This is a genomic window from Roseomonas fluvialis (genome assembly GCF_022846615.1).
GTDB classification, from domain to species: Bacteria; Pseudomonadota; Alphaproteobacteria; order Acetobacterales; family Acetobacteraceae; genus Neoroseomonas; species Neoroseomonas fluvialis.
In genome coordinates this window covers 4,133,242-4,157,240 of sequence record NZ_AP025637.1, presented here as the reverse complement: position 1 = coordinate 4,157,240, position 23,999 = coordinate 4,133,242, and the positions used below count along the sequence as shown (strand labels likewise).

18 protein-coding genes and 1 pseudogene are annotated in these 23,999 nt (G+C 63.7%); 8 read left to right on the top strand and 11 right to left on the bottom strand.

Annotation, left to right across the window (positions count from 1 at the left end):
• Positions 1-103: 103 nt before the first annotated feature.
• The 3 genes from MWM08_RS19880 to MWM08_RS19870 all read right to left on the bottom strand — a co-directional run bounded on the left by MWM08_RS19880 (position 104) and on the right by MWM08_RS19870 (position 2,006).
• Entirely contained in the window at positions 104-808 is a 705-nt protein-coding gene (locus tag MWM08_RS19880; RefSeq protein ID WP_244408250.1) for a recombinase family protein, read from the bottom strand.
• A complete protein-coding gene (locus MWM08_RS19875) occupies positions 808-1,683 on the bottom strand; it encodes a DUF3489 domain-containing protein (RefSeq protein WP_244408249.1) in 876 nt (291 codons plus the stop codon). The genes MWM08_RS19880 and MWM08_RS19875 overlap by 1 nt, the downstream gene beginning before the upstream one ends.
• A 95-nt stretch (positions 1,684-1,778) precedes the next feature.
• Positions 1,779-2,006 (bottom strand): hypothetical protein, encoded by a 228-nt coding sequence (locus tag MWM08_RS19870; RefSeq protein WP_244408248.1) that lies wholly within the window; start codon positions 2,004-2,006, stop codon positions 1,779-1,781.
• 232 nt (positions 2,007-2,238) lie between these two features.
• Here MWM08_RS19870 and MWM08_RS19865 point away from each other — a divergent pair, with 232 nt between their 5' ends.
• Positions 2,239-2,841, top strand: coding sequence for a hypothetical protein (locus MWM08_RS19865; protein ID WP_244408247.1), 603 nt, complete (start codon positions 2,239-2,241; stop codon positions 2,839-2,841).
• 120 nt (positions 2,842-2,961) lie between these two features.
• Here MWM08_RS19865 and MWM08_RS19860 read toward each other — a convergent pair whose 3' ends face one another.
• Both MWM08_RS19860 and MWM08_RS19855 read right to left on the bottom strand, forming a co-directional pair.
• The gene (locus MWM08_RS19860; RefSeq protein ID WP_244408246.1) at positions 2,962-3,738 is read right to left on the bottom strand and encodes a hypothetical protein; all 777 of its coding nucleotides are present in this window, start codon (positions 3,736-3,738) and stop codon (positions 2,962-2,964) included.
• A 228-nt stretch (positions 3,739-3,966) separates the two neighbouring features.
• Positions 3,967-5,622 (bottom strand): hypothetical protein, encoded by a 1,656-nt coding sequence (locus MWM08_RS19855; RefSeq protein ID WP_244408245.1) that lies wholly within the window; start codon positions 5,620-5,622, stop codon positions 3,967-3,969.
• An 801-nt stretch (positions 5,623-6,423) separates the two neighbouring features.
• On the opposite strand from MWM08_RS19855, the gene MWM08_RS19850 reads away from it, so the two are divergent.
• The gene (locus MWM08_RS19850) at positions 6,424-6,615 is read left to right on the top strand and encodes a hypothetical protein (protein ID WP_244408244.1); all 192 of its coding nucleotides are present in this window, start codon (positions 6,424-6,426) and stop codon (positions 6,613-6,615) included.
• 2,603 nt (positions 6,616-9,218) lie between these two features.
• The gene (locus MWM08_RS19845) at positions 9,219-11,921 is read left to right on the top strand and encodes a coiled-coil domain-containing protein (protein WP_244408243.1); all 2,703 of its coding nucleotides are present in this window, start codon (positions 9,219-9,221) and stop codon (positions 11,919-11,921) included.
• Between the two features lie 401 nt (positions 11,922-12,322).
• On the opposite strand, the gene MWM08_RS19840 is transcribed toward MWM08_RS19845, so the two are convergent.
• Positions 12,323-13,228, bottom strand: a complete 906-nt coding sequence (locus MWM08_RS19840) for a 3'-5' exonuclease (RefSeq protein ID WP_244408242.1) — start codon at positions 13,226-13,228, stop codon at positions 12,323-12,325.
• Between the two features lie 259 nt (positions 13,229-13,487).
• Between MWM08_RS19840 and MWM08_RS19835 the strand changes: the two genes are divergently transcribed.
• Positions 13,488-14,267, top strand: coding sequence for a TetR/AcrR family transcriptional regulator (locus MWM08_RS19835; protein WP_244408241.1), 780 nt, complete (start codon positions 13,488-13,490; stop codon positions 14,265-14,267).
• Here MWM08_RS19835 and MWM08_RS19830 read toward each other — a convergent pair.
• Genes MWM08_RS19830 through MWM08_RS19820 form a run of 3 tightly spaced genes read right to left on the bottom strand, consistent with a single transcriptional unit; the run spans position 14,191 to position 16,787 of the window.
• Positions 14,191-15,312, bottom strand: a complete 1,122-nt coding sequence (locus MWM08_RS19830) for a Gfo/Idh/MocA family protein (RefSeq protein WP_244408240.1) — start codon at positions 15,310-15,312, stop codon at positions 14,191-14,193. The two genes, MWM08_RS19835 and MWM08_RS19830, sit on opposite strands and share 77 nt — an antisense overlap.
• A 1-nt stretch (position 15,313) precedes the next feature.
• Positions 15,314-16,297: a Bug family tripartite tricarboxylate transporter substrate binding protein gene (locus tag MWM08_RS19825; RefSeq protein WP_244408239.1), complete on the bottom strand. Its 984-nt coding sequence runs from the start codon at positions 16,295-16,297 to the stop codon at positions 15,314-15,316.
• Between the two features lie 46 nt (positions 16,298-16,343).
• Positions 16,344-16,787 (bottom strand): cupin domain-containing protein, encoded by a 444-nt coding sequence (locus MWM08_RS19820; RefSeq protein ID WP_244408238.1) that lies wholly within the window; start codon positions 16,785-16,787, stop codon positions 16,344-16,346.
• Positions 16,788-16,897: 110 nt separating this feature from the next.
• Here MWM08_RS19820 and MWM08_RS19815 point away from each other — a divergent pair, with 110 nt between their 5' ends.
• Both MWM08_RS19815 and MWM08_RS19810 read left to right on the top strand, forming a co-directional pair.
• Entirely contained in the window at positions 16,898-18,133 is a 1,236-nt protein-coding gene (locus MWM08_RS19815; RefSeq protein WP_244408237.1) for an FAD binding domain-containing protein, read from the top strand.
• A gap of 102 nt (positions 18,134-18,235) precedes the next feature.
• Entirely contained in the window at positions 18,236-19,270 is a 1,035-nt protein-coding gene (locus tag MWM08_RS19810) for a Gfo/Idh/MocA family protein (RefSeq protein ID WP_244408236.1), read from the top strand.
• A gap of 214 nt (positions 19,271-19,484) precedes the next feature.
• Here MWM08_RS19810 and MWM08_RS19805 read toward each other — a convergent pair whose 3' ends face one another.
• A complete protein-coding gene (locus MWM08_RS19805) occupies positions 19,485-20,501 on the bottom strand; it encodes a LacI family DNA-binding transcriptional regulator (protein ID WP_244408235.1) in 1,017 nt (338 codons plus the stop codon).
• Positions 20,502-20,608: 107 nt separating this feature from the next.
• On the opposite strand from MWM08_RS19805, the gene MWM08_RS19800 reads away from it, so the two are divergent.
• Positions 20,609-21,286: a DUF1028 domain-containing protein gene (locus MWM08_RS19800; RefSeq protein ID WP_244408234.1), complete on the top strand. Its 678-nt coding sequence runs from the start codon at positions 20,609-20,611 to the stop codon at positions 21,284-21,286.
• Positions 21,287-21,305: 19 nt separating this feature from the next.
• Positions 21,306-22,295, top strand: coding sequence for a Bug family tripartite tricarboxylate transporter substrate binding protein (locus MWM08_RS19795; RefSeq protein ID WP_244408233.1), 990 nt, complete (start codon positions 21,306-21,308; stop codon positions 22,293-22,295).
• Positions 22,296-22,387: 92 nt separating this feature from the next.
• Here MWM08_RS19795 and MWM08_RS19790 read toward each other — a convergent pair.
• Positions 22,388-23,334 (bottom strand): annotated as a pseudogene (locus MWM08_RS19790) (IS630 family transposase).
• Between the last annotated feature and the right edge of the window lie 665 nt (positions 23,335-23,999).

Here is a 23,999-nt window from a genome sequence, read left to right as displayed (position 1 = left end):
AGCATACTCATTCACCATGACATCTCCCCTACGGCCCAGTGTGCTGGTCCGTGCGTGCCCGGTCCAAGGGATTTCAGCGCCGCGGGGCGGGGCGAGTGTTCGGCTAGCGTTCGATGCAACGTGTGCGGGCCAGCACGCGAGCGACGGTGGTGTGGGTCCAGGCGACGCTGCCGCGCGGCGCTGGCACAGCCCGCGCGTTGAGAGCACGCGCGAGGGCCGCGTGTCCTTCGACCCCCTCTGCGCGCAGGCGGTCCACTTCCAGCCCGAGCCGATGCGCCGTGCGTTCCGCCGCCTCACGCCGCGCCTGGGCCGCTGCTGCGGCGTCCGGGCTGGCGGCCGGCCGATAGCCTCGGTCGCCGCCCAGAACCCTCCCCCGCGCCTTGGCTGCCGCCAGCGCCGCCCGCGTCCGCTCGCTGATCAGCTCGCGCTCCTTCTGCGCCATCGCGGCGTAGATGCGCAGCATCAGGTCGTCGGCCCCCGGCATGTCGGCCGCGCGGATTGAGACCCCATCCTCCAACAACTGCGACAGCGTGTGCGCGCGCCGCGTGATGCGATCCAGCCGCGCGGCGACCAGCACCGCGCCAAGCTGACGGCACCGCTCCAGCGCTCCCTGGAACCCCGGCCGCCGGTCGTCCTTGCCAGACGCGATGTCGGAATACTCCGCCACCATCGTCCATCCCTGCGCGGCGACGAAGGACCGGATGCTCGCCTGCTGGGCCTCCAGGCCCAGCCCGCTGTTGCCCTGCTCGGCGGTCGAGACCCGGATCAACCCGACCGCCAGGCGTGGTGCGTTCGCGCCCAGGCGCATCAGCCCGCCTCGGCGACGCGGTAGATCGAGTAGGAGCCCTTCGCACCCTGCTTGTTCGGGCCGACCTGGCGGACGCGCTCCAGCACCTCGACCGTCACGCCCTTGCGCTTGAGCCCGGCGACGAAGCCGCGGACGGTGTGTGGCTGCCAGCCGGTGGCGTCGATGATCTCGGCGATGGTGGTGCCCTCGTCGCGGCGGAGCAGGGCGAGGACCGCCTCCTGCTTGGTGCCGGTGCGGGCCTGGGGCGGGATGGCGGGGTCGCGCGGCGGGCGTGTAGCGCGTGCAGCCCGCGGGGACGCTGCCAGGGCGTCGCGAAGGGCCGCCATCGCGTCATCGAGTCCGTCGCGCTCCGGGGCGTCCCAGGCGGTCAGGACTGTCGTCGCGGCCATGCGCAGGGCAGCGGCGCGGCCGATTGGGGCGTGCTGACTCATAGGCGGGCGCTGAGGCCCCTCTGGGGCTTCGCCGCCGCCGGAGGGCGGGGCGGGCGGAAACGCCGCCAGTGAGGCTCCCTTTGGCCCTGTGGGTAATTCGGTGGATGGCACTGGGGCCGGCGCCGCTGAGGTCAGCTCGCCCGCGATGTCGCCGTCATCCACAGCCTCTGGAGAAGTCGGCGCCTCGGGCTCGACGCCGATCGCGGCCAGCCCCGCGGCGGTGATGCGCAGCGCGATCAACGGCCCGTCCTCGTCCTGCCGCCAGCCGAGCGCGATCGCCTCACGCGCGGCGGGCACCTCCTCCAACAGGCCCTTGGCGATCATGCTGCGCAGGACGGCCTGGCGCGCGGCGGCGGGCAGCTTGGCGGGCGGGGTGGCGAGCAGCGCGTCGTGCTGGGCGGCGCGGCTGAGGATCACGCGCTGGGTGTCGGAGAGCTTGGTCATCGTCGGGCTCCTGGTCCGCACCCGATGATCCGGGTGCTACCAGCCCGAGCCCCGCCGGGCCGCAACCGGGCAGGGCGGCGGGGTGGAGCGTCGCGTCAGGCGGCGCATTCGCCGCGGCGGAAGTGCTGGTCAGCGATGTCACGCAGTTGGCGGATCGCGTCGGTCAGCCAGGCGGCCTGTGCCCAAAGCACCGTGTCCGGGTCAGTGCCGAAGTGATCCGCGCTGGCCCGCTGCGACTCGGCGAGCAGCGCATCGAACTCGGCCTTGCAGGCGAGGAAGGCGTCGAGGCTGCGCTGCTGGTTCGTGGCTCGGATCTTCATCATCGCGGGCTCCGTCTTTCGCTGGCCCACGACCATTCGCTCTGTCGCCGCTCGAAGCCAAGCGAAGGGTGCGATCAGGTTATTGCTTTGTGATGCGGGTGCGCGCCACCGCCCATTCGCTCCGAGGCTGCGCGAGGCCAAGCGGATCGGAGAGCAGAACCTTGCTATATTTGCGGGTGTAATCGGAGCGGCCGTTTCCGCCCCCGACGCTTATCAACCGGCGAAGAGGATCTCGATGGTGTGGAATCCGGATGCTGACCTTCGGCCGCCCGCCAGCGACGCCAGCATCACGATCGAAACGTTGACCGAACATATTCTAGGCGGCTGGCGTCTTCGGAACCACGCCCACGAAGATCTGCAGAGGTATCACGGCAAATTACTCGAGCTGATGTGCCAAGAACTTGGCGTCGCTTGGCGGGATGACGCTGACGCATTGCGGGCCGCCTGGTATGGATCCGACAACGGTCGTCGCGAGGAAAACGAGGCAGGCCCCATGGGCACCGTCCACGATATCCGGTCGGAAGCTATGTCGAGGAACGAAGCCGATAACGTGCCACTGCCGAGTATCCTGCGGACTATTTGTGATTCGTACGCGGGGATAGAAAGACCATTCGACTCTTTCTTAGAATACAGGCCCGGTGAGCGCGAGAGAGAAATCTTGGATGCCCATATTGGCGGCATCGATCGTGCCACGGACGCGCTGCGAAAGCTCTGGCAGAGGTGGCTGCGAGACATGCTGCTGCTCCGATGGCCGGATGCCGCATCGCGAACGACAAGCTGGGAACGGCTTGCGGAACTCGGACTCGGCAAGCCGGTGGACGCGGCAGACTATTTCTGATGCCGACGGCTACGGCGATGCTCGCCGTGTTGGAAGAAGTCCTTCCCGCGTACGTCAGGGTTTTGCCCGCCAAGCACGCAAGGTAGGCATCACGCTTCGCGTGCAACTGGTTCGAGTTGCTTAACGACGCAGCGATGTGAGCCAGCGCAACGCTGACATCCAGGGCGCCGTTTTACCTGCTGCTGGCTGTTGCCTGTCGCCTTCTGGGCCGGGCTCTAGCGGAGGCCTTGTCCATCTGAGAGCATCGCTGATTGCGTAACAGTAAGTGTCGCGTTTTTGGATGAGGCTCGCCTGAAAGCGCAACACGATGCCGGCGGTGCCTTCGGGGGAGCCATCGAGCAGGTCTTCGCAAAGTCTCTCCGCCGCTGTCCAGATTTCCGCGCGCCGGAGGATGTCGACCTGGCGGATCCGCATTCTGCGACATGCCTCGTCATCCGGATCTTTGCCCTCAAGCGCCAAGTCCGTGAGCTGTGTCGCTTCCTTTCGACATTCGATCGACAGAACGCGGTCGTGCCTGTCATCGGCTACCCAGGCTGCGCGCAGTGCGGAATCTGCCGCGTCGTGCGGTTGACCGAGCTCCCGTTTCAATAAGGAAGCGCGGAGGAAGGCGGAGGCAAGATCCGGCCCTTTCCACCCGAACATCAATTCGCGCCATCGATCGCCGGCAAGCACTCGCCGTACGAGATCGGGAGTGAGAAGTTCGACGCCGATTTTCTCGGCGACGTAACCGCAATTCGGGCACGCCTGTATCCACGCCGTCATCGTGCTCCGAACCATCTCAGGCGGACGCAGGTCGAGGTCGGCCGTGCCGAACCGATTTGTGCTCGCCAGGGTCGTCTGGATGCTCGTCGAGTGACACATGCAGCAAGTTGCTTCGATCGAGCCATAAGTCGTCATCGGCGGTTCCTCTGAGCCACCTGACGACTGGTCGTTTGGCGTGAGTTCAGGAGCTGTGATGTCGCGTGGATAAGTCCCTGCATCGGGAGCAGTGGGGTCACCGGCGCTGGGGCGATCACGAGAGCGTCGCGAACCTCGCGGTGCCGCCAGCCGTGGGGCTGGAAGCAGCAGCGGGTCCACGAGTGACGGCGGGCCGGATCGCTGCATCGGCCAGACCGGTTTGCGCCGCTAGCACTGCCTCGGACCGTAGACCGCGGCGGCTAGACGGTCCCTCGCGTCAGACGCTGTTGCCGCGACCCTTGCTAGGAACGCGACAATTGCCGCTTCCAGGTCTGCCTCCAGCGTCGCGCGGTTAGCGAGGGCGCCCGCGAGCCAGCGCTCCAACCGGGCCGAAAGACTCCCCTCGGGCGCTTCGACGGGCTCAAGCATGGGCGCCGTGGGCACAGGGTCGGCGGCGAGCGGATGCTCCGCATAAGGGGCGCCGTTGGGGCGGTCGTCCGTCCAGAGATGAGCGATCCGAGGGTTCGGTGCAAAGTGGCGATGCAGCACAGGCTGATCGCATAGCACCAGGAGGGGGTCGTCCGACAACCAAACTAGCTCGCGCGGCAGTTCACAGGCCTGGATCGCTTCCAGGCCCGCTCGGCCCGCCGCCGGCGACCGCATGTCGTTCATCACCCTGCCATCCGAGTCGGTGAGCAACATCAGTGATCCCGACCAAGCGCCACCATGCCAGGCGAGGTGGGATGCTTTGATCCGCACGCCATGGGCTGGATCGACGAAGCCAGCGGCGGTCCGGGGAGAAACGAAGGTGGTGATTTCTCCCAGTGTTTCCTCCTCGCCGACCGAATACTCAACTCCGGCAGCTGACGTCCTGGTGAGCGGCGACGTCGGCTTCGTCCACGTCACGTAGATGAATGCGAACACCAGCGCCGGCTCTCTCGACGGCAAGCGCGGCATCAGAACCAGATCGACGCGGAACACTGGCAAGCAGCGCACTTCGAGGACGTCGAAACCGGCCTCGAATTCCGTCCCGTCCTCGTCCTGGAACCGTAGGCTGCCGGCAACTCGGCCAAAGGCTGCTGGGGCTACACTTTCTCCGCTAACATAGCCGAGATGGACATGAGGGTAGCGGTCAATCCGCTTCCATGTCTGTACGCACAGAGTGTCCGACTGCGAGAGGTTGAGTTCGTCGCCGAGAAGCTCAAGATCGACCTTCATCGGGGATGTCAGGTCACCCGGCGCCTGCAGGGCCCAGCCTGCAGTCTCCATCCGCCGAATGGCGGCAGCAGCGGGATACTTTCGGCACAGCCTAGCGGCGATATCGGAGAGCATCTGCGTCATAAAGCCGGTGCGGCGCACGAGGTCAGCCTCGATCGGCGCCGGTGGTGGATCCTGCGTGTAGTAGCTGCCCTCAAGGACGCGGAGTGTTGCCACATCGGGGTCGATTCCGGCGAGTTCCGCCGCCGCCTTCGCAACCTTTACGAATCTCGAGGCTGTCCGCAGGAGATGGCGCGCTCGCCGCTCCGTCTCGCCCGAGTCTCCGGTCGGGCGGAATGCGTAGCGGGGCAGATGCTTTGTCGAATCTTCTGGCGTGGCGTTGATCGCCTTCTGGAGGACGCGCGCCTTGCTGACCCCTCGCGGCCCACGCTCGATCTCGTCGAGCAGACACCAAAGATTCTCTCCGACACGTCGTCGCTCCATCTCGCGACGCATGAGCGGCCGATCTGCCATGCGTTTCTCGGCGTGGCGCACGAGCGCGCGGCGCCTGATGCGCTCCTCGAAGGCTGCCCGCTGCCCGTCCAGGAAGCCGGTCTCTTCCATCTCCCGCTGCGCCTGACGAGCCCGTCCTTCGGCTGTTTTCGGATGCATCACCACCTCGCTCATCAACGGCGCGCTCCGCTACGGCTGCGCCGCTCAGCCATGGCCGCGCGTTCCCGGGCGCTGAGCCGAGCATGGCCGCGCTGAAACCGAGCGTACCATGTCGGCCGGTTCATCACCGTCACGACGGTCCCATCGGTGCCGAGTATGGCGACCAGCCGGCGGAGCTGCTCGACGTCATCTGGCGGCACCCCCTGACGCGCCGCTTCGGCCAAGGCGAACCTGGAACAGCTCCGTGCGACGCAGCCACGACCCACATCACGCTCGGTATCCCCGTGCGCGAGCAGTAGCGCCAGCATCTGCCCGCGCACGCCGCGGCGCCGGAGTTGAATCTCGGCGTGTAGGGTCGTTCGCGGGATTGATGTGTCTGTTGCGATACTCATCGGAAGCTCTCCTCGGTGCGATGGCCGAGTGATAGCGGCGGCGGTCGGAGGCCCGACATCCCAGGTTCGACGCCGCCCCTTTAAGAGCACCATCTGGGAACATAGATGGGAAGAAAAATATTCTACAAGCACCATTCTTGACTGGGCCAGCCTCTAGGCTGCGGCTGGAGCGGCACGGACTGCGTGGGTCCCAGCCATGTCACTTTGACCAATGAACGACCCATGCGAGCGATCCGCCTTGAGAATGGGGGTGCTCTGCGAATGCGTTAGCCAGTCGCGCCCGTACAGGGATGGTTGGCGGCCGCGCTGACGGCAGTTGGCGCAGCCAATTTGGCAGGACGCCGCGACGGCCGCGATGCCCGTCACGCCGAAGTCGCGTGCGAGGAACAGACGACGAAGAGGACGGCGGACGCGGCGGCTCGTGATGCTGAACGTACTGGTGCTGCCGAGCGGCTGCGGAGCGGGGATTTCTGATCGGCCCTGTCCGCGCGTGACGGAGTTCCCCGCCGAGCTGCAGCGCCAGGCCGTCATCGAACTCGCCACAGCGCCGGCGCTCGCGCGCATGATGGATGCGATGGCGGCGGATCGGGCATTCAATGAGGCGATCTGTGGCTAATCATCATCGCGTCGACCGTGCCCGGCGCTCCAGGCGCATCTGCCGAGCGGCAGCGGTAAAGGCGAACTTTACGAGGATATACTTCCTAGGACAAAAATGCGGAGTGGCAACACTAATTTCTTGTTCGCGGACGTTCTGGATGTTGGAGTATCAGGTGCGGGCTCCAGACGAAAGGAATTCGTCGATGAAGGCTCTGATCTTCGCTGCTGCTGTGGTGTTTTTGGCGTCGACGCCCACGCCCGTCGGTGCGCAAGGATCGTCGAATCCAGGTGTCTGGTCGGGGGAATCCACGTTCGCGCAGATTGCGATCTTCTGTCAGCGACTCTACAGATGTGGTCCATCTCAAGCGGTCATGATCAGCGGCGAGAACCGCCTGGAAGTCACGCCACCTCGTACGGTTCGTGGCGTGTGTTCGGCGGCCGGGGGGGCTGCGGATTCTTGCAACGTTTGCCTGACAACCCCGCCAAATGAGAGTTGTTCATGGCGAATAGTTCCTAGATGAGCTGCGTTGTCTCATCATTGAGCACACTATCGGTCGCTTTGTCTCGGCGCGCCTCTGTCTTGGCACAAAAGTTTACCTGTAAGTCGGAGTCAGGCCGCGGCGATCCCGCGACGAAGGTCGTGCATGGCATGACCATAAGATCGGTTGGAGGAAAGATGCGTCGAATCTTCATTCTCGGAGGCGTCGCTGCGTTCCTCCTGGCGTTCGGCACTTCGGACGTTGGCGCGCAGCCAGCTGCGGCGCCGCCTCCACAGCCGCGCGCATTGATCCCAGTAACGGACTTGCCAAACCTGGCGACGCTTACCCTGAGAGCATCGTGCGAGAATGGTCCGCACGTCCTTGCTTGGAACGACGATCGCGACGCGCCGACTATGCGGCCTGTGACAGACACAGAGATCACAAGAGCTACGTTCCGGGTCTGGAAGACGCCCAGGTTTCCACTACCGCTCAATCGAACAACATCCCTGCCGGAAGCGGAGCCTATCGCGAGACAATTCCGTCGTCTGCAATCGCGCGGTCTTCGCATTCACGCCGGCGACATGGTTCAACTCAGTCTACTAGAGGCGCCCGCTAATGGGCAGCATCAGGCAGATCTTGTAGATCTGCGCGAGGAAAGCTCGGATACGCCAGCTGAGAAGTTTTGGCTTTCTGTGCGCACTTTGCCAGGCACTCCGCCTGGACACCGGCTCGGGCTTGGTGAACTACCAGCATCTCCCGGTGCATGGCAGCGTCCCGAATCCACTGGCGACGCGCATTCGCGTTTCTTTATTAGGTCACCGGACGGGTCTTTCGGCGAACCTGAGGCGTTCGGAATTGGTTCGGATGTTGTTCTGCATTCGGCGTCGACCGGACGCCGGATTGCGGTCAGTCGTAATTGTTCAATTACGCATGTTCCTTCAGTTCAGAGGTTCGACGACACGACCGAAGTACCCCTTTCGCTTGGGAGCCCATACGGCGTGAATGGGCTTCCCGCATTCGCAATTCGTGAGGATCGATGGACAGACACAGATTTCTTTCACGGATCTTTCGTTCTGCCAGCGATCGAGCTAATCTTCATTTCGGATTTAGTTCGTGTTATTCAGCTTCCACAATTGACCGGTGCTGCGGGTTTTTCAGGTCCTTGGGTTAGAGGGGTGCCACCTCTTCTAAGATCTGAGCCCGGTTGGTGTCTGCTGGATAGTGGAATGCCAACTGGCTCCCAGCGCATCTTTAGTTTGCCCGCCAATCCTCTCGGGCTCGGCTCATATCGGTCATTCTCACAACAGGAAAGCGTATTCTATATGAATCCACCATCTATAACTTTTGGACGTCATCCTTCTGTAACCCTACCGGAAGACCACGGAATTAGAGTGCCTGCGATGTTGTTGTGTGGAACGGAATTTCATCGAGCCGAACCTCAGGCGATTGCTGCGCCGCCAAGATCACAATCCACCAGTTTACGCGAGGAGATACGTGCACTCCGACGCGAGATCGCTCGTTTGGAATCAGTCTCGGATGGACAGAAGGCGACGCTGATCCAGCTTATGCAAACCATGACACAAATACTTAGCAGGGGTGCCCAGCGGTGATGTGGTTTCGCCTATCGCTGCTTGCATCAGTGGCCTTGATCTTGAGCGTGACAACAAAAGCCCCTTTCGGAAACGCGCAGTCGTTACCGCCTCTCACGCCATCGCCTTCAGAGCGTATACTACTCGCGCTTCCAGAGAACACAACGATCGTTGTCCCTGATTGGGCGCCATTAGTTACCACTCCGCAGCACGCTCGCGCGCTGGCGGGACGTGTGGCTCGAGATTCATGGAGCGCGCGGCGCAGCGAGGGCGCTACGCCGGATCTTCCAGACCTACAGGCAGCGGTGAGGGAGTTTCGGAGTGCGGTGGAGCGGCTAGCGCCTAGTGCTCCTGCGGCGTCGTTTGCTTCCCGGCTGGCAGGTGGCGCTCACGGATCCGCTGGTAATCGCAGTATCGCTGATCTCGCAAGCGAGTTCTCTGTCGTGCGGAGGTTAAATCCGATCGAATTTAGCCATGGCATTCAGGCGGCTAGCACGATTGGCGCGTCAGCAGTTCAGTTCGGCGTTTTTTCGCGTGGCGTGGCTAGTGGAGTTGTGACGCAGTTCCTCGCGGTCAGAGATCCCAACCTTTCCGCCGAGCAACGGGCGCAGCTCTCTCGTATGGCAGCAGCAACTTCTGCACAAGAGCGACGACGGATCCTTGAGGAAAACGACGAGAATCTGGCTGCTGCATTGCTGAATGGTGCCCCGGCTTCGTTCGACAGAGGAGCCGCCATAGCGCTGTTGGCCGAACACGCCTCGGCCTTACCGCTGAGTACTGTTATGGAACCTAAGGATAACCTTGAGGAGATATGGCCACGGTTGGCCGACGCTGCTGAGCTCAATCAGACAGTCAATGCATACAGTCGATCTCTGCTCGGAGCGACTATTGGAATTGAGGCGCGGACACCAGCTCCGCCCTTCGCCGGGGCAGATTTCACGTCTGGGCTCCGCGATACCTATGGGCTGTCGCGTGGGCCTGGAGCTCGCGCGGATCCATGGCGCCAAGCTACGCTAGGATCGAGCGGCTTCTTTCCTGCGTTCGAGCTGCGGCAAAGAGTTGAGGGTTATTACTTTCCGGGAATTCTCTTGCCTCCTCCGCCACGGCCGTTTCGGGAAAGGTTTGCAGAAGAAGGAGGGCGCTTTGGGGCAGCCCTTTCGGTCGCGGCTGAACATCTTGGAACGGCGCTTCCGATACTCGAGCGTTTGGGTGTCCAGAGCCGAGATGTGGCCAACCTGCGCCGGGCGCAGAACGTCCTATCGGCAGGTAGCGACGCGTTCACTAAAATGGCCGCATTCGCGGCAGCAACGACTTTTGAGTTTGGCACGTTCTTTCCGATGGTGGGCGCGGCAGGGGCGCTAGCGGACGCTCTGTTTGGCGACGGCGGCTTATTTGGTTCAGGCGAAGGCGGCGGCAACGCAAGCGGGCCTGATCCAATGGCGGGATCCATGATGGTCATCATGGAGGCCCTTGCAGAAGTCTTAAAGCAACTTGATGAAATACGTAGTGAAATCAGAGAAATTAGAGTGGAAATACGTGCGCTCTCGCGAGAAATAGCCGATCTGCGAAATGAAATTAATCGCAGATTCGATCAAATATTTGGACAGCTCGCGTTTTTGCGTCGAGATTTGCTTGAGATTAGGGACCTCGCGTTGGCTGAGGCCGATCGTGATATCGGGCTTTGCGATTTTGCACTCGGACTCATTGATCAGGGTGAGCGGAGACTTTCCGTCGCAATGGCTAGTCCTGGGATTTCAGCTGACGCGCTACGGCGCCTAGACCCGTATCGGCGACTTTTTTCTTCTTCTTCAACCACTCCGCTCCCGCGTTGCTTCGCGGGCCTCCTTGATGCGTTTGGTCGTGATCCGCTTGACGGTCGAAACCGGATACACCTCCGCCGGTACAGTGCCCGCATCGTCGCCGATGACTCGCCTGCCCCAGGATCGCCCAACGATCGGCAAGACTGTGTAGATCGCCTTCGAAACGCCGCGAATAATCGCGATCGAGTCGTGGCAGAACGAAGGGGTCAGCGGGGAGGATCGCAAACTATCGTATCAGCAACGGCTCGGACTGCAGCTGCTTTCTCTAATGATCTCGCGGCCACAGCCGAGAGTTTCTATGAATGCGCATGGAAACTCGCACGTACGCTCGCGCCGTTTGGTGCATCCGAAGCCGCTGGAGGTGGGGCCAATGATTGGAGGCCCTGGCAGCGTGCTGCGCGTCCTCGAGGTGATGCTTTCGCTTACCTCCCCGGACAATCCTCGTCAGTCCCCCTCAACCTGACGGCGTTCGATCGATCCGTGTTTGTCCACCGCGCGTCGTACGAACGGTGGGCATCTGAGGCGGTTGCGATTGGCGACTTGTCAGTTGGATTGGGTCGCCTGCTCGACGGATCCAAGCTGATACGCCATGCGACCATGCTGCGTCGCCTTGCCGGGGTTATGGATCTCGAAGAGGTAGTGGCAGAGCGCCAAAGTCCCGCAAACGCGACCGAGGGCGTAGCGCGTGACCTTCTTGCCCACGCTGAGAGCTTGTTGACCGTCGCGACAATGCAACGGAGCATGCTTGCCGGTGAGGCGTGGCTCGATCCATTAAACGCGCTGATAGAGGGGCGGAGTTCCGGCCTACCAGAGGGGATTCGGGGCGACGAAGCGCATAAGGCGAGTCTGCGAGCCGAAGCGTTCGTACTCCTAGCTTCCGACGCCGGTGCCGATCTTGCGCGGAACCTGGCAATGTTCACGATCGTTCGGCGCCTTTCCGCAAAAAGCGTAACCGAGGCAATGCTCGATCCCGCGCGGCTAGCGAATTACGGTACTGGCTTTTTTGTGAGCAGTTTGAATGGATCTCCCATCCATGCTGCCTTAGACCGAGAAGGGGAGAGCCGAGTTCCAATAGAGTGGATTTCTGGCCACAATTGGGAATGTCTCGGTTTCCCAGATGAGCTCGGACATAGGTCCACGGGTGCGCAGAGCGGTTGGGCAATCGTCTGGCGGCGACCGGATGGAATCGGAGAGTTGTCGGCCGATGGACGTGCGCTGCCAGCGCGAGTTTGCGTTGTCCTGCCGAGCACCGAGCAAGTTTCGGCTGCACTTTTTTCATATCCTCCCCAGACTGAGGAGATTGGACGTCTGCGCGATGAGATCACGTCGGATCTGTTGACCCGCGGCATCGCTGAGCGCCTTGCGGGCGGGACTCCGGCGGAGCGTCACGTCCATGCCCTGGTGAGCTACATGTGGATGCATGCGCCTAGCAGGTGAACCGCTTGCCCCTCGCGGACAGACTCTGACGGAAGGGATGCACGACATATCCCGCGGCAGCCCGTTGGCATCATGCCAGGCCGCGCGACGGTTCGAATCCGGGAGCACTCCCTCCGCCAGTTCCCATACGAGCCGTACTCTCCTCGGGACCGGCCGCCGCACTGAGTGGCGGGTTTCCTGGGGTTTTCAGGGCAAACCTGTTGACTGGCCCGGCGCGGAGACGGCGGAAAATCGCTCTCCGAGGGCCGTTTCTCTCCGGACCTGCTGACTTGGGCGCTTTAGTACGGAACTCAAAAACTCAGGTAAAAGGCCGTATTCCGCCCGGTCGCCATTTCCCTTGGTTCGAACCCCACTTGCCCGAAATCCGTCCTGCGAGAACGAACACTCTGTACGGCTCCGCCTCACCCGAGCACATCCCGCAGGAACTCCGATTCGGGCATCACCCCAGAGACCCAAAGGCGGTCCCGCGCCCGGGTACAGGCGACGTAGAGCAAGTGCCGCTCCGTCTCGTAGACCTCCACCAAGTCGGCCTCATCCGTGACCGCCTCGACGCGCTCCTGCAGCGGCAGCACCTCGTCATCGCAGGCGATCACCGCCACCGCGCGAAACTCCAGCCCCTTCGCCAGGTGCATTTGGCTGATCGAGACCGCCCCCACGGCCCCTTTGACCTTCTCGTCGAATTCCACCGCCTTCGCGCCGGCCGCCTTCACCGCCGCCCGCGCGCGGGCGGCCTGCGCGGCTGATCGGACCAGGATGCCGATCTCGGACGGTGCATATCCCTCCCGCAATCGTTCGGCGATCCAGGCCCCAACAGTCGCCCCCTCGGCCGCCTCATCCTTGAAAAGCCTGATCACCGGCGCCGGACCGTCAAACAGCGACACCGTACCGCGGCGGTTCTCCTGCGCGCCGTCCACATCCGAGACTATGCCCGGCAGCAACCGGTCCGCCTGGGTCCGTATCTGGTGGGAGGTCCGGTAGTTGATCCGCAGGCTGTTCGACCGGCCACGTACATCAATGCCGAGCGACTTCCAGGAAAACGGCTGCTGGAAGATGCGCTGCCCCAGATCGCCGGCGAAGAACAATCCGTCCGGCTTGCTGCCCACCATCGCGGCCAGGAAGCGCGCCTCGGGCATGCTCAGATCCTGTGCCTCATCGACGACGACGAAGTCATAGCCGAGGCTCTTGCCCACCGCTGCCTGCTCTGCGAGGCGGCCAAAGATGTGCGCCCAAGTCACCACCTTCCGGTCCCGCAACCCGGCTCCCACCGCCTCGAAGATGGACCACAGCACCAGCCGCTGCTTCTCCACGCGTCACTATCCTAACTCGCCGACCGCAACGCAGGTCCGGTAGGTCGATCGGGGCCCGCCGCGTCGAGCGGAATGCCGTTCAAACGCTTGCCTGCGCTCTCAATCATCATGAAGCTTCGCCGCTCGTTATCACCTACGGAGCGCTCCAGGATTGCGGTCGATCCGCTTTGCCGTGACTGTGACGCAGCACGAAGAACGAGCCGCGCGGAGCGATGGTTCGAGTGTTACAGGATCAGGACCTCCAGCTTGGAGAGTAAGCTTGCCACCGACCAAGGTTACCCCCAGTCAAATGGCAAAACCTCCGCGGTCCCGAAGCGTACGTAAAGGCGCACCCGTCCGTGTAAATCGTAGGGCAGACGGCCAGGCACGTGAGAAGGCCATAGTAGCCGCCGCGATCACGCTGTTTTCCGAACTCGGGTTCGAGGCGACGACGCGCGATCTGGCCGCACGACTGGGCGTCACACAGCCACTGATCTTCAGTTACTTTCCGACGAAGGACTTATTGATCGAGCGCGTCTACCAGGAGGTCTTCGTCGGCACATGGAAGCCGGACTGGGACACCATGATCGCCGATCGTGCAATACCGCTGAAGCAGCGCTTGGTGACGTTCTACCAGGACTACGCGCGTACGGTCCTGCGCCCGGAGTGGATTCGTCTCTTTATGTTCTCCGGACTGAAGGGGGTTGGGCTGAACACCCGCATCCTGCGCATGATCCGCGAGCGAATATTCGTCGCAGTGTTGGCCGAGATCCGCGCCGCGAAGAAGCTACCTTCGCCCACGACAGCGCGAGAGGAAGAGCGCGACCTCGAGCTCGTCTGGGGATTGCATGCCACGATCTTCTATCTGGGCATGCGCCGCTTCGTTTTCGGCATGACGGTCCCGCAGGACCTGGATGCGGCCATCGCCGACAAGGTCGAGGCGTTCTTGGAAGGTGCCCCGGCCGTCATGGCCGGCGGCCAAGTCACCCCGTCGCGTCGATCGGAAAAGCCACCGGCCGCCCGAGTTGCGCCGCCCGGTCGAAGGCTTTCGTCATCATGAGGCAGCGGTGTGCTTCCGCTGCCGTCGCATGGGGCGTTGCGACCCCGAGTGAAATGCGGTCGAACCACCCCAGGGTCTCCTCCCGCATGGGCCCCCAAAGCTCGCCGAAGGCCATGTCGCCGGGCGGGTAGCTGCCAAGGAAGTCGACCAGGCGCCGCTTGTCAGGCGCGTAGCCCTCGGTCTGGGGGTCGTCCGTGGCCAGCACGATGTCTCGGTGCGTGTCGTCGATAGTGAGCACGCCGCTCGTGCCCAGGATCGCGACGTCCAGGCTGTAGACGGCGGCCGGCCAAGCCACAGGGAGGGCCCAGGACATACCGAACTGGCAGACCGCTCCATCAGCGAAGGTGATCAATCCGGCCGTTCCATCGATACCCTGAACCTGCGGCCCCAGCACGCTATCGACCGAACGCGCATAGACTTCCATCGGCATCTTTCCATCAAGCAGCCAGAGCGCGATGTCCATCGCGTGCGTTCCGGAGACGACCATGGGCGAGACCGTGCTGCGGTCCCCCGCACGGCGATAGGCGTCGAGCGCCACGAGCCGGTTCATGAGCGTCCGCGAGGTTACCATCGTGACCTCGCCAAGCGCACCGGTTCGCACGCGTTCCTTCGCCGAGAGCCAGCGACGCCGGAAGCGCTGCGTGTAGCCGACGACGGCATCCGTGCCCGTGCGTTCGATCTCGGCGAGGACTCGCGCTGAATCCTCAAGGCGCGTCGCGAGCGGCTTCTCGATCATCATCGAAAGCCCCCGATCGGCAGCGAACAGGGCAGGCTCGACATGCAGATGCTCGTCGGTCGCGATGATTACCGCGGTCACCTCGGGCCGGGCGAGCAACTCCCGCCAGTCCTCGCTGACAAGGTCGGCTTGCACGAGCGCGCCTACCTCCGCCGCTCGCTCGGGCCGGATATCGCAGACGCCGATCCAGTCCACCATCGGGTGGCGGCGTGCCAGCGCACCGCGGAAGCGCCCGACGCGCCCAGCACCAATGATGGCAAGGCCAATCCGGCGATGTGAACGGGAAACCGCGCGGCCAGAACTGATCACGTCAATCCGCCAGTTCGATGCCAGTTTCAGCGATCAACCTGCGCCAGTAGGCGACATCGGCCATCAGCCATGTCTTGGCGTCATCCGGTGTCGAGCTGGGTGCAGCGGTGATGATCTGCCGTCGGAAGCTTGTGAGCACCGCCTCCGCCCGCAGAGCCTGTGTGATCGAGCGATGCAGCGCTGTCGTCGCCGCTGGCGGCAGACCCTGCGGTGCGAACATCGCGACCCAGGAAATGCTGCCGATGCCGGGGAAGCCTGCTTCGGCCATCGTCGGCACGTTGGGGAACTCGGGCATGCGTTCGTGTGATGTCACCGCGATGGGCAGCACCGCGCCGCTCTCGAGCACCGGGCGCAGCGCCGCCGGGTTGAGCGTAATGAACTGCGCGTCATTGCGCATCAGCGCGCTCAGGATCGGCGCAGCCCCGCGCGGCATCGGCAGGTGCGTGAACTCGACGCCGTTGCGCTTTGCCAGCAGTTCCATGTCGAAATGCGCGTAGGTGGCGACGCCCGGCGTCGGATACTTTACGTCGCCAGGGTGACGCTTCGCGTAGTCGATCACTTCACGCATGGTCCGTGGGCCGAAATCCTTTGTCACGGCGAAGACGGCCGGAAGGTCCGCCATGCGCGTGATCGCGGCCATGTCGATGAAGACATCGACTGGCGGCCGCCCGCGGAACGTCAGTGGCGTCAGCACGTTCGTCGTGGTGTTGCCGATCATGATCGTGTGACCGTCGGGCTGGGCGCGGGCAACGACTTCCGCCGCGATCAGGCCACCGGCTCCGGGACGGTTCTCGACGATGACCGGCTGGCCAAGAAGTTCCCGCATCTGATCAGCGACGAGGCGACTGATGATATCGCTGGCGCCACCGGGCCCATATGGATTGATGATCCGGATCGGCCGGCTGGGGAAGCGGTCCTGCGCTACGCCGATCCCGGGCAGTGCAAGGCTGGCGATGCCGCTAAGGGCGAGGCGCCGCGTGATCATGCTGTATGTCCTCCAGGCGAGTTGTGTCGTTGGCGCAGCGCGCGGATCAGCTGCGGCGCAGCGCGGTTGCCGGGACCGGAAGTGCCGCGTTCGTGCTGTCGAGGAACTCCACCGTGGTGAAGATGAGCTCGGTGGTCCCGGTATTGACCAGGTCATGCAGCTTGTATTCGCCGGCACCGTAGCGGGAGTGCACCACCTGTCCGGCGGTCACAGGGATGTCGACGATACGACCATCCTGCAGATGGGAGCGCGCCTGGCCGCTGGTGATGGCGCACCAGAAGTAGTCGAGCACATGTCGATGAAAGGGCAGCCGCTCGCCGGGGGCGACCTGCACGCGCCACACGCGGACGCGCTCGTTCTCGGACAACAATTCAGTGCCGACGCAGGGGTTGAGCTGGTTGCGGATGAAGTCCTCGCGGATCGCATCAGGCCAATGCGCGGGCGCGTTATCCAGCGCGGATGCTGCTTCGAGGGGAAGCGTGTCGGCCATGATCTCCTCCATGCGCTTCGAGGCGGCGCTTGCATGACCATAGCTGTCGCCGTAGTTTGATCAAGTGATAAATTTCCCGCATCAATGATCGCGGGGCGGGAGAATGGTGGATGTCGCGAGTGTCTCACGCAGTAGCAGCAAGACCGCGCGCGCTTGTCGTCGGCGGGTCCATCGGAGGACTGTTCGCTGCCCGTGCGCTGCGCCGCGCGGGGTGGGACACCACCATTTTCGAGCGAACGGGCGGCCTCGAAGGCCGCGGCACTGGCATCGTCACGCATGACAAGCTGCTGACTGCGCTGCGATGGGTGGGTGTGGAGCCGGATGCGACGCTCGGCGTCCCCGTCACGATGCGCCAAGCCTTCGATGCGGACGGGCGCGTCATCGGCGAGCGTATCCACGCGCAGACTGTCACCTCGTGGGAGAGGCTGTTCAGTATCCTGCGCGCCGGGGTCGCCGATGCCGACTACCGCACCGCACATGACCTCTGCGACGTCGAACTGCTGGAGAACGGCGTGCGCGCACGCTTCACGAATGGCGTGACCGAACAGGGTGACCTGCTGGTCGCCGCCGATGGCTTTCGCTCGACCGTCCGCAGCCTGCTGATGCCTGCGGTCGAGCCCGTCTATGCCGGCTACGTCGGGTGGCGCGGCTTGACGGACGAGGCAGAACTGGTGGCGCGCCTTGGTTCCGGCTTTTTTGACAGGTTTGGCTTCTACCTCGCCTGTTCGCACCAGATGGTGGGCTATCCTGTCGCCGGGATGGGCAATGATTTGCGCCCGGGCCGTCGGCGCTACAACTTCGTCTGGTATCGACCTGTCGATGACGACCGGCTGAGGGAGCTCCTGACGGACGCGAGCGGTCAGGTGCACGCCCTGTCCATCCCGCCGCCGCTGATCCGTGCGGAGTCGTTGGCCGAGATGCGCAGCACCGCAGAACATGAACTCTGCCCTCAGTTCCGGGAAGTCATCCGTCTGACAGCCCAGCCCTTCTTCCAGCCTATCTACGACGTGTGCTCGGAGCGACTGGTCCAAGGCCGCGTTGCCCTCATAGGCGATGCGGCCTTCGTCGCACGCCCGCATGTAGGCGCCGGCGTGACCAAGGCTGCGGAGGACGTGCTTGCCCTCGCGCAGGCGCTCGATGGTGCTGCCGAGATTGGGTCCGGACTCGTTGACTACGAGCAGGCGCGGCTGGAATCGGGCCGCCAGATCGTCGCCTGGGGACGACGTCTCGGTGGCTACCTGGCGCCGGGGCACGCAATGACCATGACGCCTGGCGAGACCTTCGACGAGCCGACGCCCGACGCCTTCATGAAGGACAGCGCATCGCTGGAATTCCTCGTGGCGTGACCGCGATAGGCTTGCGGCATCGCTCTGCGCGCGGCCGGTATCAGGATTGACGGATCATACGGATCATACGGCGCAGGACGCGCACTCAGGCGAGGAAGCACTATGCGACAGGTTTCGGTCGGTATCATCGGCGTGGGGTGGGTGGGTGGCGTTCGCGCCAATGCCTTGGCGGATCATCCGCAAGTGCGCGCGCTGCACATCTGCGACATCCGCCAAGACAGGCTGGCTGAGGTTGCCGGCCAGACCAGGCCGACCTCCGCGGTGGAGGACTACCGTCGGCTACTCGAAAATCCGGACATCGACATGGTGTATGTCTGCACCACGCCTGAAAGCACCCATTACCCGATCACGCGAGACGTACTGTTGGCCGGCAAACATGTGATGGTTGAGAAGCCTCTGGCGCAGACGACAGCCGAGGCGGACGACCTGATTGCCATCGCGAATCGCCAGGGGCTGAAGCTCTCGGTGGGTTATTCGCAGCGATTCAATCCGCGCTTCGCTTATGTACGCAAAGCAATCCAGGAAGGCATGATCGGCGAGCCGGTGACGTGTCTCGTGAGTCGCAACGTGACGCGTGAACTGGGCACGAAGGTCACTGGTCGCACACGCCTTTCACCGGCAGCAATGGAGGCGACGCACGACATCGACTTTCTGATGTGGTGCCTTCAGCCGCGCAAGCCGATCCGCGTCTTCTCGCAGGCTTCGGGCAAGTACATGAAGCAGTTCAGCGAGACACTCGATCATCAATGGGTGATGATCACCATGGATGACGGCACCACGGTCAACGTCGGTGCCGGTTGGATCTTGCCACTCGGCTATCCGAACTACTCCCATACATGGATCGAGATCATCGGGACCGAGGGCTCGTTGACGGTCGATGACAGCCACAAGGAGGTGTCGCTCAACACGGTGGCGCACGGCATTCGCTACCCGATGTCGTCGATGCCGGGCGAGGCAGTCGACCACGTCTATGCAGGTCCCATGTCGGCAGAAACGCTCCACTTCCTGGATGCGGTCGCGCGCGATCGCGGCGTCCTGGTGAAGGCCGAGGAAGCGCGCGCTGTGATGGACATATACAATGCAGCGGACATTGCAGCTGACCGACACGAAGCTGTGGCGCTTCCGCGGAACAGCTGAGAGACGGGGCTGCCGATCCAACCGTCCAGACCGCGACCAGGCTTCAGCGAAACGGCTTCTGCTGACCTGCCGACGTAGAGGCGTTCCGCCGGGGATGGTTCCCGGCGGCAGACATGGGCGGTTGAGCTCGACGTGTCGGAACGGAGGGCCTGCGCGGTGTTGGGGCAGCTCAGATCAGCGCAACAGAAGCCGCCGCTTTTTTTGCCGGCGCGGGCTAGGCGCTACCGCGGATGATGGTCTCAAAGCCGACATCAACGCGCAATGCGGTTGGTAGACCTTCAGCGCGCTCGACGATCAGCCTGGCGGCAGCACGACCAATCTCGTACCCGCGCGTCCGCACGGTTGTCAGCCCCGGGGCAACCTCTGCGGCGATCTCGAAATCACCATAACCCGCCACGGCGAAGTCGCGCGGCACAGCAAGGCCCTGGCGCTGGCATTCAAACAGCACGCCAACGGCGAAGATGTCGGTCACGCAGAATAGCGCATCGAGCCTCGGCTCTCGTGCGCGGAGCGCTTCCATCGCAAGGCGGCCACCCGCAAAACCTGCACTTTCATCCGCATGGAACAGCAGGTCGTCGCGTAGGCCCGCCTCGCGTAACGCCGCTTGAAAGCCCTGCTGCCGTTCTAGGAAACGCTTGCGCTCAGCCGGCGCATAGCCCGCGAAGCCGATATGCCGGTAGCCGCGCGCAACAAGCAGCCGTCCCATCTCCTTTGCCGCATGGCGCAGATCGAAACCCACCGCCATGTCGAGTATCGGCTCGCTCATGATCCACGTTTCGACGAGCGGCACCTCCCTCTGCTGCAGCAGAAGGATCGTATCCGGGTGATGCTCGTTGCCGGTCAGGATGATGCCATCTGGTCGGTGCCGCAGCACCGCCTCCACGGCACTCCGCTCGCGTTCCGCCGTATCGGCGACGGCCAGAAGCAGTTGGTATCCCTGCTCGGAGAGCTCGTCGTTCAACCCCTGGACCGTGCGCGCGAAGCTTGAGTTCCGAATCGAAGGGACGAGCGCGGCGACTGTCCTGCTCCGTCCTGAAGCCAGGCTGCCGGCCAGGCCGTTTGGCACGTAGCCTAGCCGCCGGGCCGCCTCCAGGATGCGCTTGCGGGTCTCAGGCAAGACGATCTCGGGCTTCTTGAAGGCGTTCGATACACTCATCGCGGACACGCCGGCCTCCCGCGCAACATCGCTCATGCGGATGGTCCGCGGGGACAGGTTCGGCGCGTCGGTCATGATCGCGGGCCTAGCATGGACAGGGGCTTTGAGGGCAGGGCGCCTGCTCCCTTGCATTGGGCGATTGTAGCGCTACAATTGGCGAAGATCACGCAGCAGGTATCCTAATGACCTTCTCGCTCGCCGCGCACGATGCGCAAACCGGCATGTTCGGGATCGCATCGGCCAGTTCCAGCATCGCGGTCGGTAACCGCTGCCCTTGGGCGCGCGCCGGTGTGGGTGTCGTGTTGACGCAGCACCGCACTGACACGCGCGCGGGGCCCTTAGGTCTGGATTTCCTCACCCATGGCTACAACGCACAGGAAGTGGTGAACCTCCTGGTCGCCGGCAGCGAGCATCCCGGCCAGCGTCAATTTGCCGCGCTGGATCGCGAAGGGCGCGCTGCCTTTTTCAACGGCCCGCTGATTGAATCGATCAATGCCGGCCACATCGGTGACCGCTGCGTCTCGGTCGGGAATTTCCTCGCAAACGTGGATGTCCCGCAGGCCATGGTCACAGCCTACGAGGCCGCCGAAGGAAAAGCCTTCGTGGAGCGGCTGCTCACCGCACTCGATGCCGGCGTCGCCAAGGGGGGCGAAACCCAGCCAGCAATGGCCGCGGCCTTGCTGGTCGTGGACCGCCATTCCTGGCCGCTGGTCGATCTGCGCGTCGATTTCGAGCCCGACCCGCACGAGACCCTACGGCGGCTGTGGCGAAGCTACGAGCCTCTGGTCGAGCGCTTTGTCACCCAGGTGCTCCGCCCATTCGCGCTCAAGCCCCTCATCAATTCCGCCTTGACGATCTGACCAAGCCCCGGAGCATCCGATGACATTCCCGGTCGAGACTAGCCGTCGCCTGGCCATCGCAGCGCTGCTCGCGCCGCTCGCCTCCACGGCGCGCGCACAGGCGCCCGCTTTCCCCACCCGTCCCATCACGCTGGTCGTCTCATTCCCTGCAGGCGGCAGCAGCGACGTCACCGCGCGCATTCTCGCGGAAGGCATGGCGCGCGATCTCGGTCAGCCGGTCGTGGTCGAGAATCGCCCAGGCGGTGCGACGGTGATCGGCGCCATGGCTGTCGCTCAGGCAGCGAAGGATGGCTACACGCTGCTCTTTGCGTCCACCTCCGCGCTTACGACGAACCCCCATCTCTACCAGAACCTTCCCTACAAGGTTTCGGACTTCCAGCCGGTCTCGATGGTCGCGGTGGCGCCATGGATCATCGCCGTCTCGCCAACCGTGCCTGCGCGCACGCTGCGCGAGTTCGTGGACTATGCGCGGCAGCGGCCCGGCCAACTCAATTATCATTCATACGGACCGGGGACCGGCGCGCATCTCTTTGCCGCGATGGTCTTGGCTGCGACAGGCATCGAGGCTGAGGCGATCGTCTATCGTGGGGAGGCGCCGGCCCTGACTGCCCTGAGCACGGGCGAGATCCAGATGATGCCTGCCAACATCAGCGGCGCTCTGATCGAGCAACACAAGGCGGGCCGCATCCGTATCATTGCCATCGCGGATGCGGCGCGAAGTCCCGTCGCACCGGACGTGCCGACATTCGCCGAGCAGGGCTTCGCGGGCGTCGAGGCCAGTTCATGGTTTGGCATCGCCGCGCCATCCGGCACGCCCGCGCCTGTCGTGACGCGCCTGCAGCGTGCCGTAGCCGCGGCCCTCGCGATGCCTGACATCCGCGCGCGGATCGAGGGCATCGGCTTCAGCGCACAGGCTTCCTCGCCCGAGGCGCTCGGCAAGATCATCGACGAGCATTCGCGTCTTTGGGGCGGCGTGATCCAGCGGCTGGGCATCCGTCTCCAGCTTTGAATGACTGCGGAGCTGCCTGCGGTTACCTGTGCAGCTCCGCACTCGTGGCGACCACGTTGCGAAAACGTACCTTGCGCCAGAGCATTTTCCGATCAGTCTGGGTCATATCCTACCGCGGCGAAGTAGTTGGCGCATTCGGTTGGATTGAATGTGTCGATGATGCTGGCGATGGCGGACCAGAGGCCGTCGATGGTTCGCTCGGCGGCTTTGCGCAGCATGGCCTTGAGCTTAGCGAAGGCGTTCTCGATCGGATTGAAGTCGGGGCTGTAGGGCGGCAGTTAAAGGAGGCTCGCGCCCGCAGCCTCGATAGCGGCGCGGATACCGGGCCGCTTGTGGCTGCTGAGGTTGTCCATGACGACGATGTCGCCAGGTCGCAGATCCGGGACCAGAACCTCATCGACATAGGCCTGGAAGGCGAGGCCGTTGATCGGCCCGTCGAGCACCATCGGCGCGACCATGCCGGAGTTGCGCAGGCCCGCGACGAAGGTCGTCGTCTTCCAGTGGCCGTGCGCGATAGCGGCGCGCAGTCGCTCACCGCGCGGTGCCCGGCCGCGGGTGCGGGCCATGTTGGTCGAGGCCCAGGTCTCGTCGATGAACACCAGGCGGTCCGGGTCGAGGTCGAGTTGTCCCTCGAACCATTCCCAGCGTCGCGTCAGAATGTCGGGCCGTTATTGCTCCGCCGCGTGCGCCGACTTTTTTTCAGCGTGATCCGGCGCCGTGCGAAGAACCGCCACAAGGTGGCGACGCCGACCGGCACGCCGGCCGCCGCCAGTTCCGCGCGTAGCTCGCTGAGCGTGATGTCCGGCGTGCGCTCCAGCAGACCGAGGATCAACGGCGCATGCGCCTCGATCCGTCCTGAGCGACGGTCGCCGCCGAGGGGGCCGGGTGCCACCGAACCCACCGCACGCTTCAAGGACGCCCAGCGGATGGCGCTCGAGATGCCGACGCCGAAGCGTGAAGCGGCTGCCCGGCAAGAGGATCCTGCCTCGATCGCCGCAACAACACGCTCCCGAAGATCCACCGACAGCGCCTTCGACATGCCTGTCGGCCCCCTCCCGACAGACAACTTGAATCAGATCCGCACCGCGTCGGGGAAGGACTTTCGCGATTCAGTCAGGTCGGAGGACGCGCTAGCCATTGACCTCCGCTGGACGGACAGCAGCAAGTGGAGACGGTTCGAACCCAGGCGCACTTCCTTCGCCAGTTCCACATCGCGTCGCGCTCTCGGCCCAGCCAACCGCCGCGCTGAATGGCAGTTTTCCTGGGGTTTTCGCCGCGGACCTGTTGACTCGCCGGGCGCGGAATTGGCTGAAAATCGCTCTCCGGACGGCAATTCTCTCCGGACCTCCTGACTTGGCCGATTTAGTACGGAACGCAAAAACCTCGGTAAATAGCGCTTTTTTTTCGCGGTCGGCATTTGCTCTGGTTCGAACCTCAGTTGCTCGATAATCCGTACTTCGCGAGTGACCATTTGGATCGGAACAACGCGGTTGCAGGGCGATCCAACGCATAAGGCCGTCTGCAGGCCCGTCGCGCGCCCCCCCGGGGGCCCTCGGTGCTTTGTCACCCTAGACGCCCAAAAATAGTCCGGCTCCCCTGCGCCTTGCGTTTGAGCAATGCGTACCCGGCCAAGTGCAGCCTAAAGATGGCGCGCCATGGCTATCCACTATTCCACTCAATCCCAAGCAGCGGCGGATGATGCCT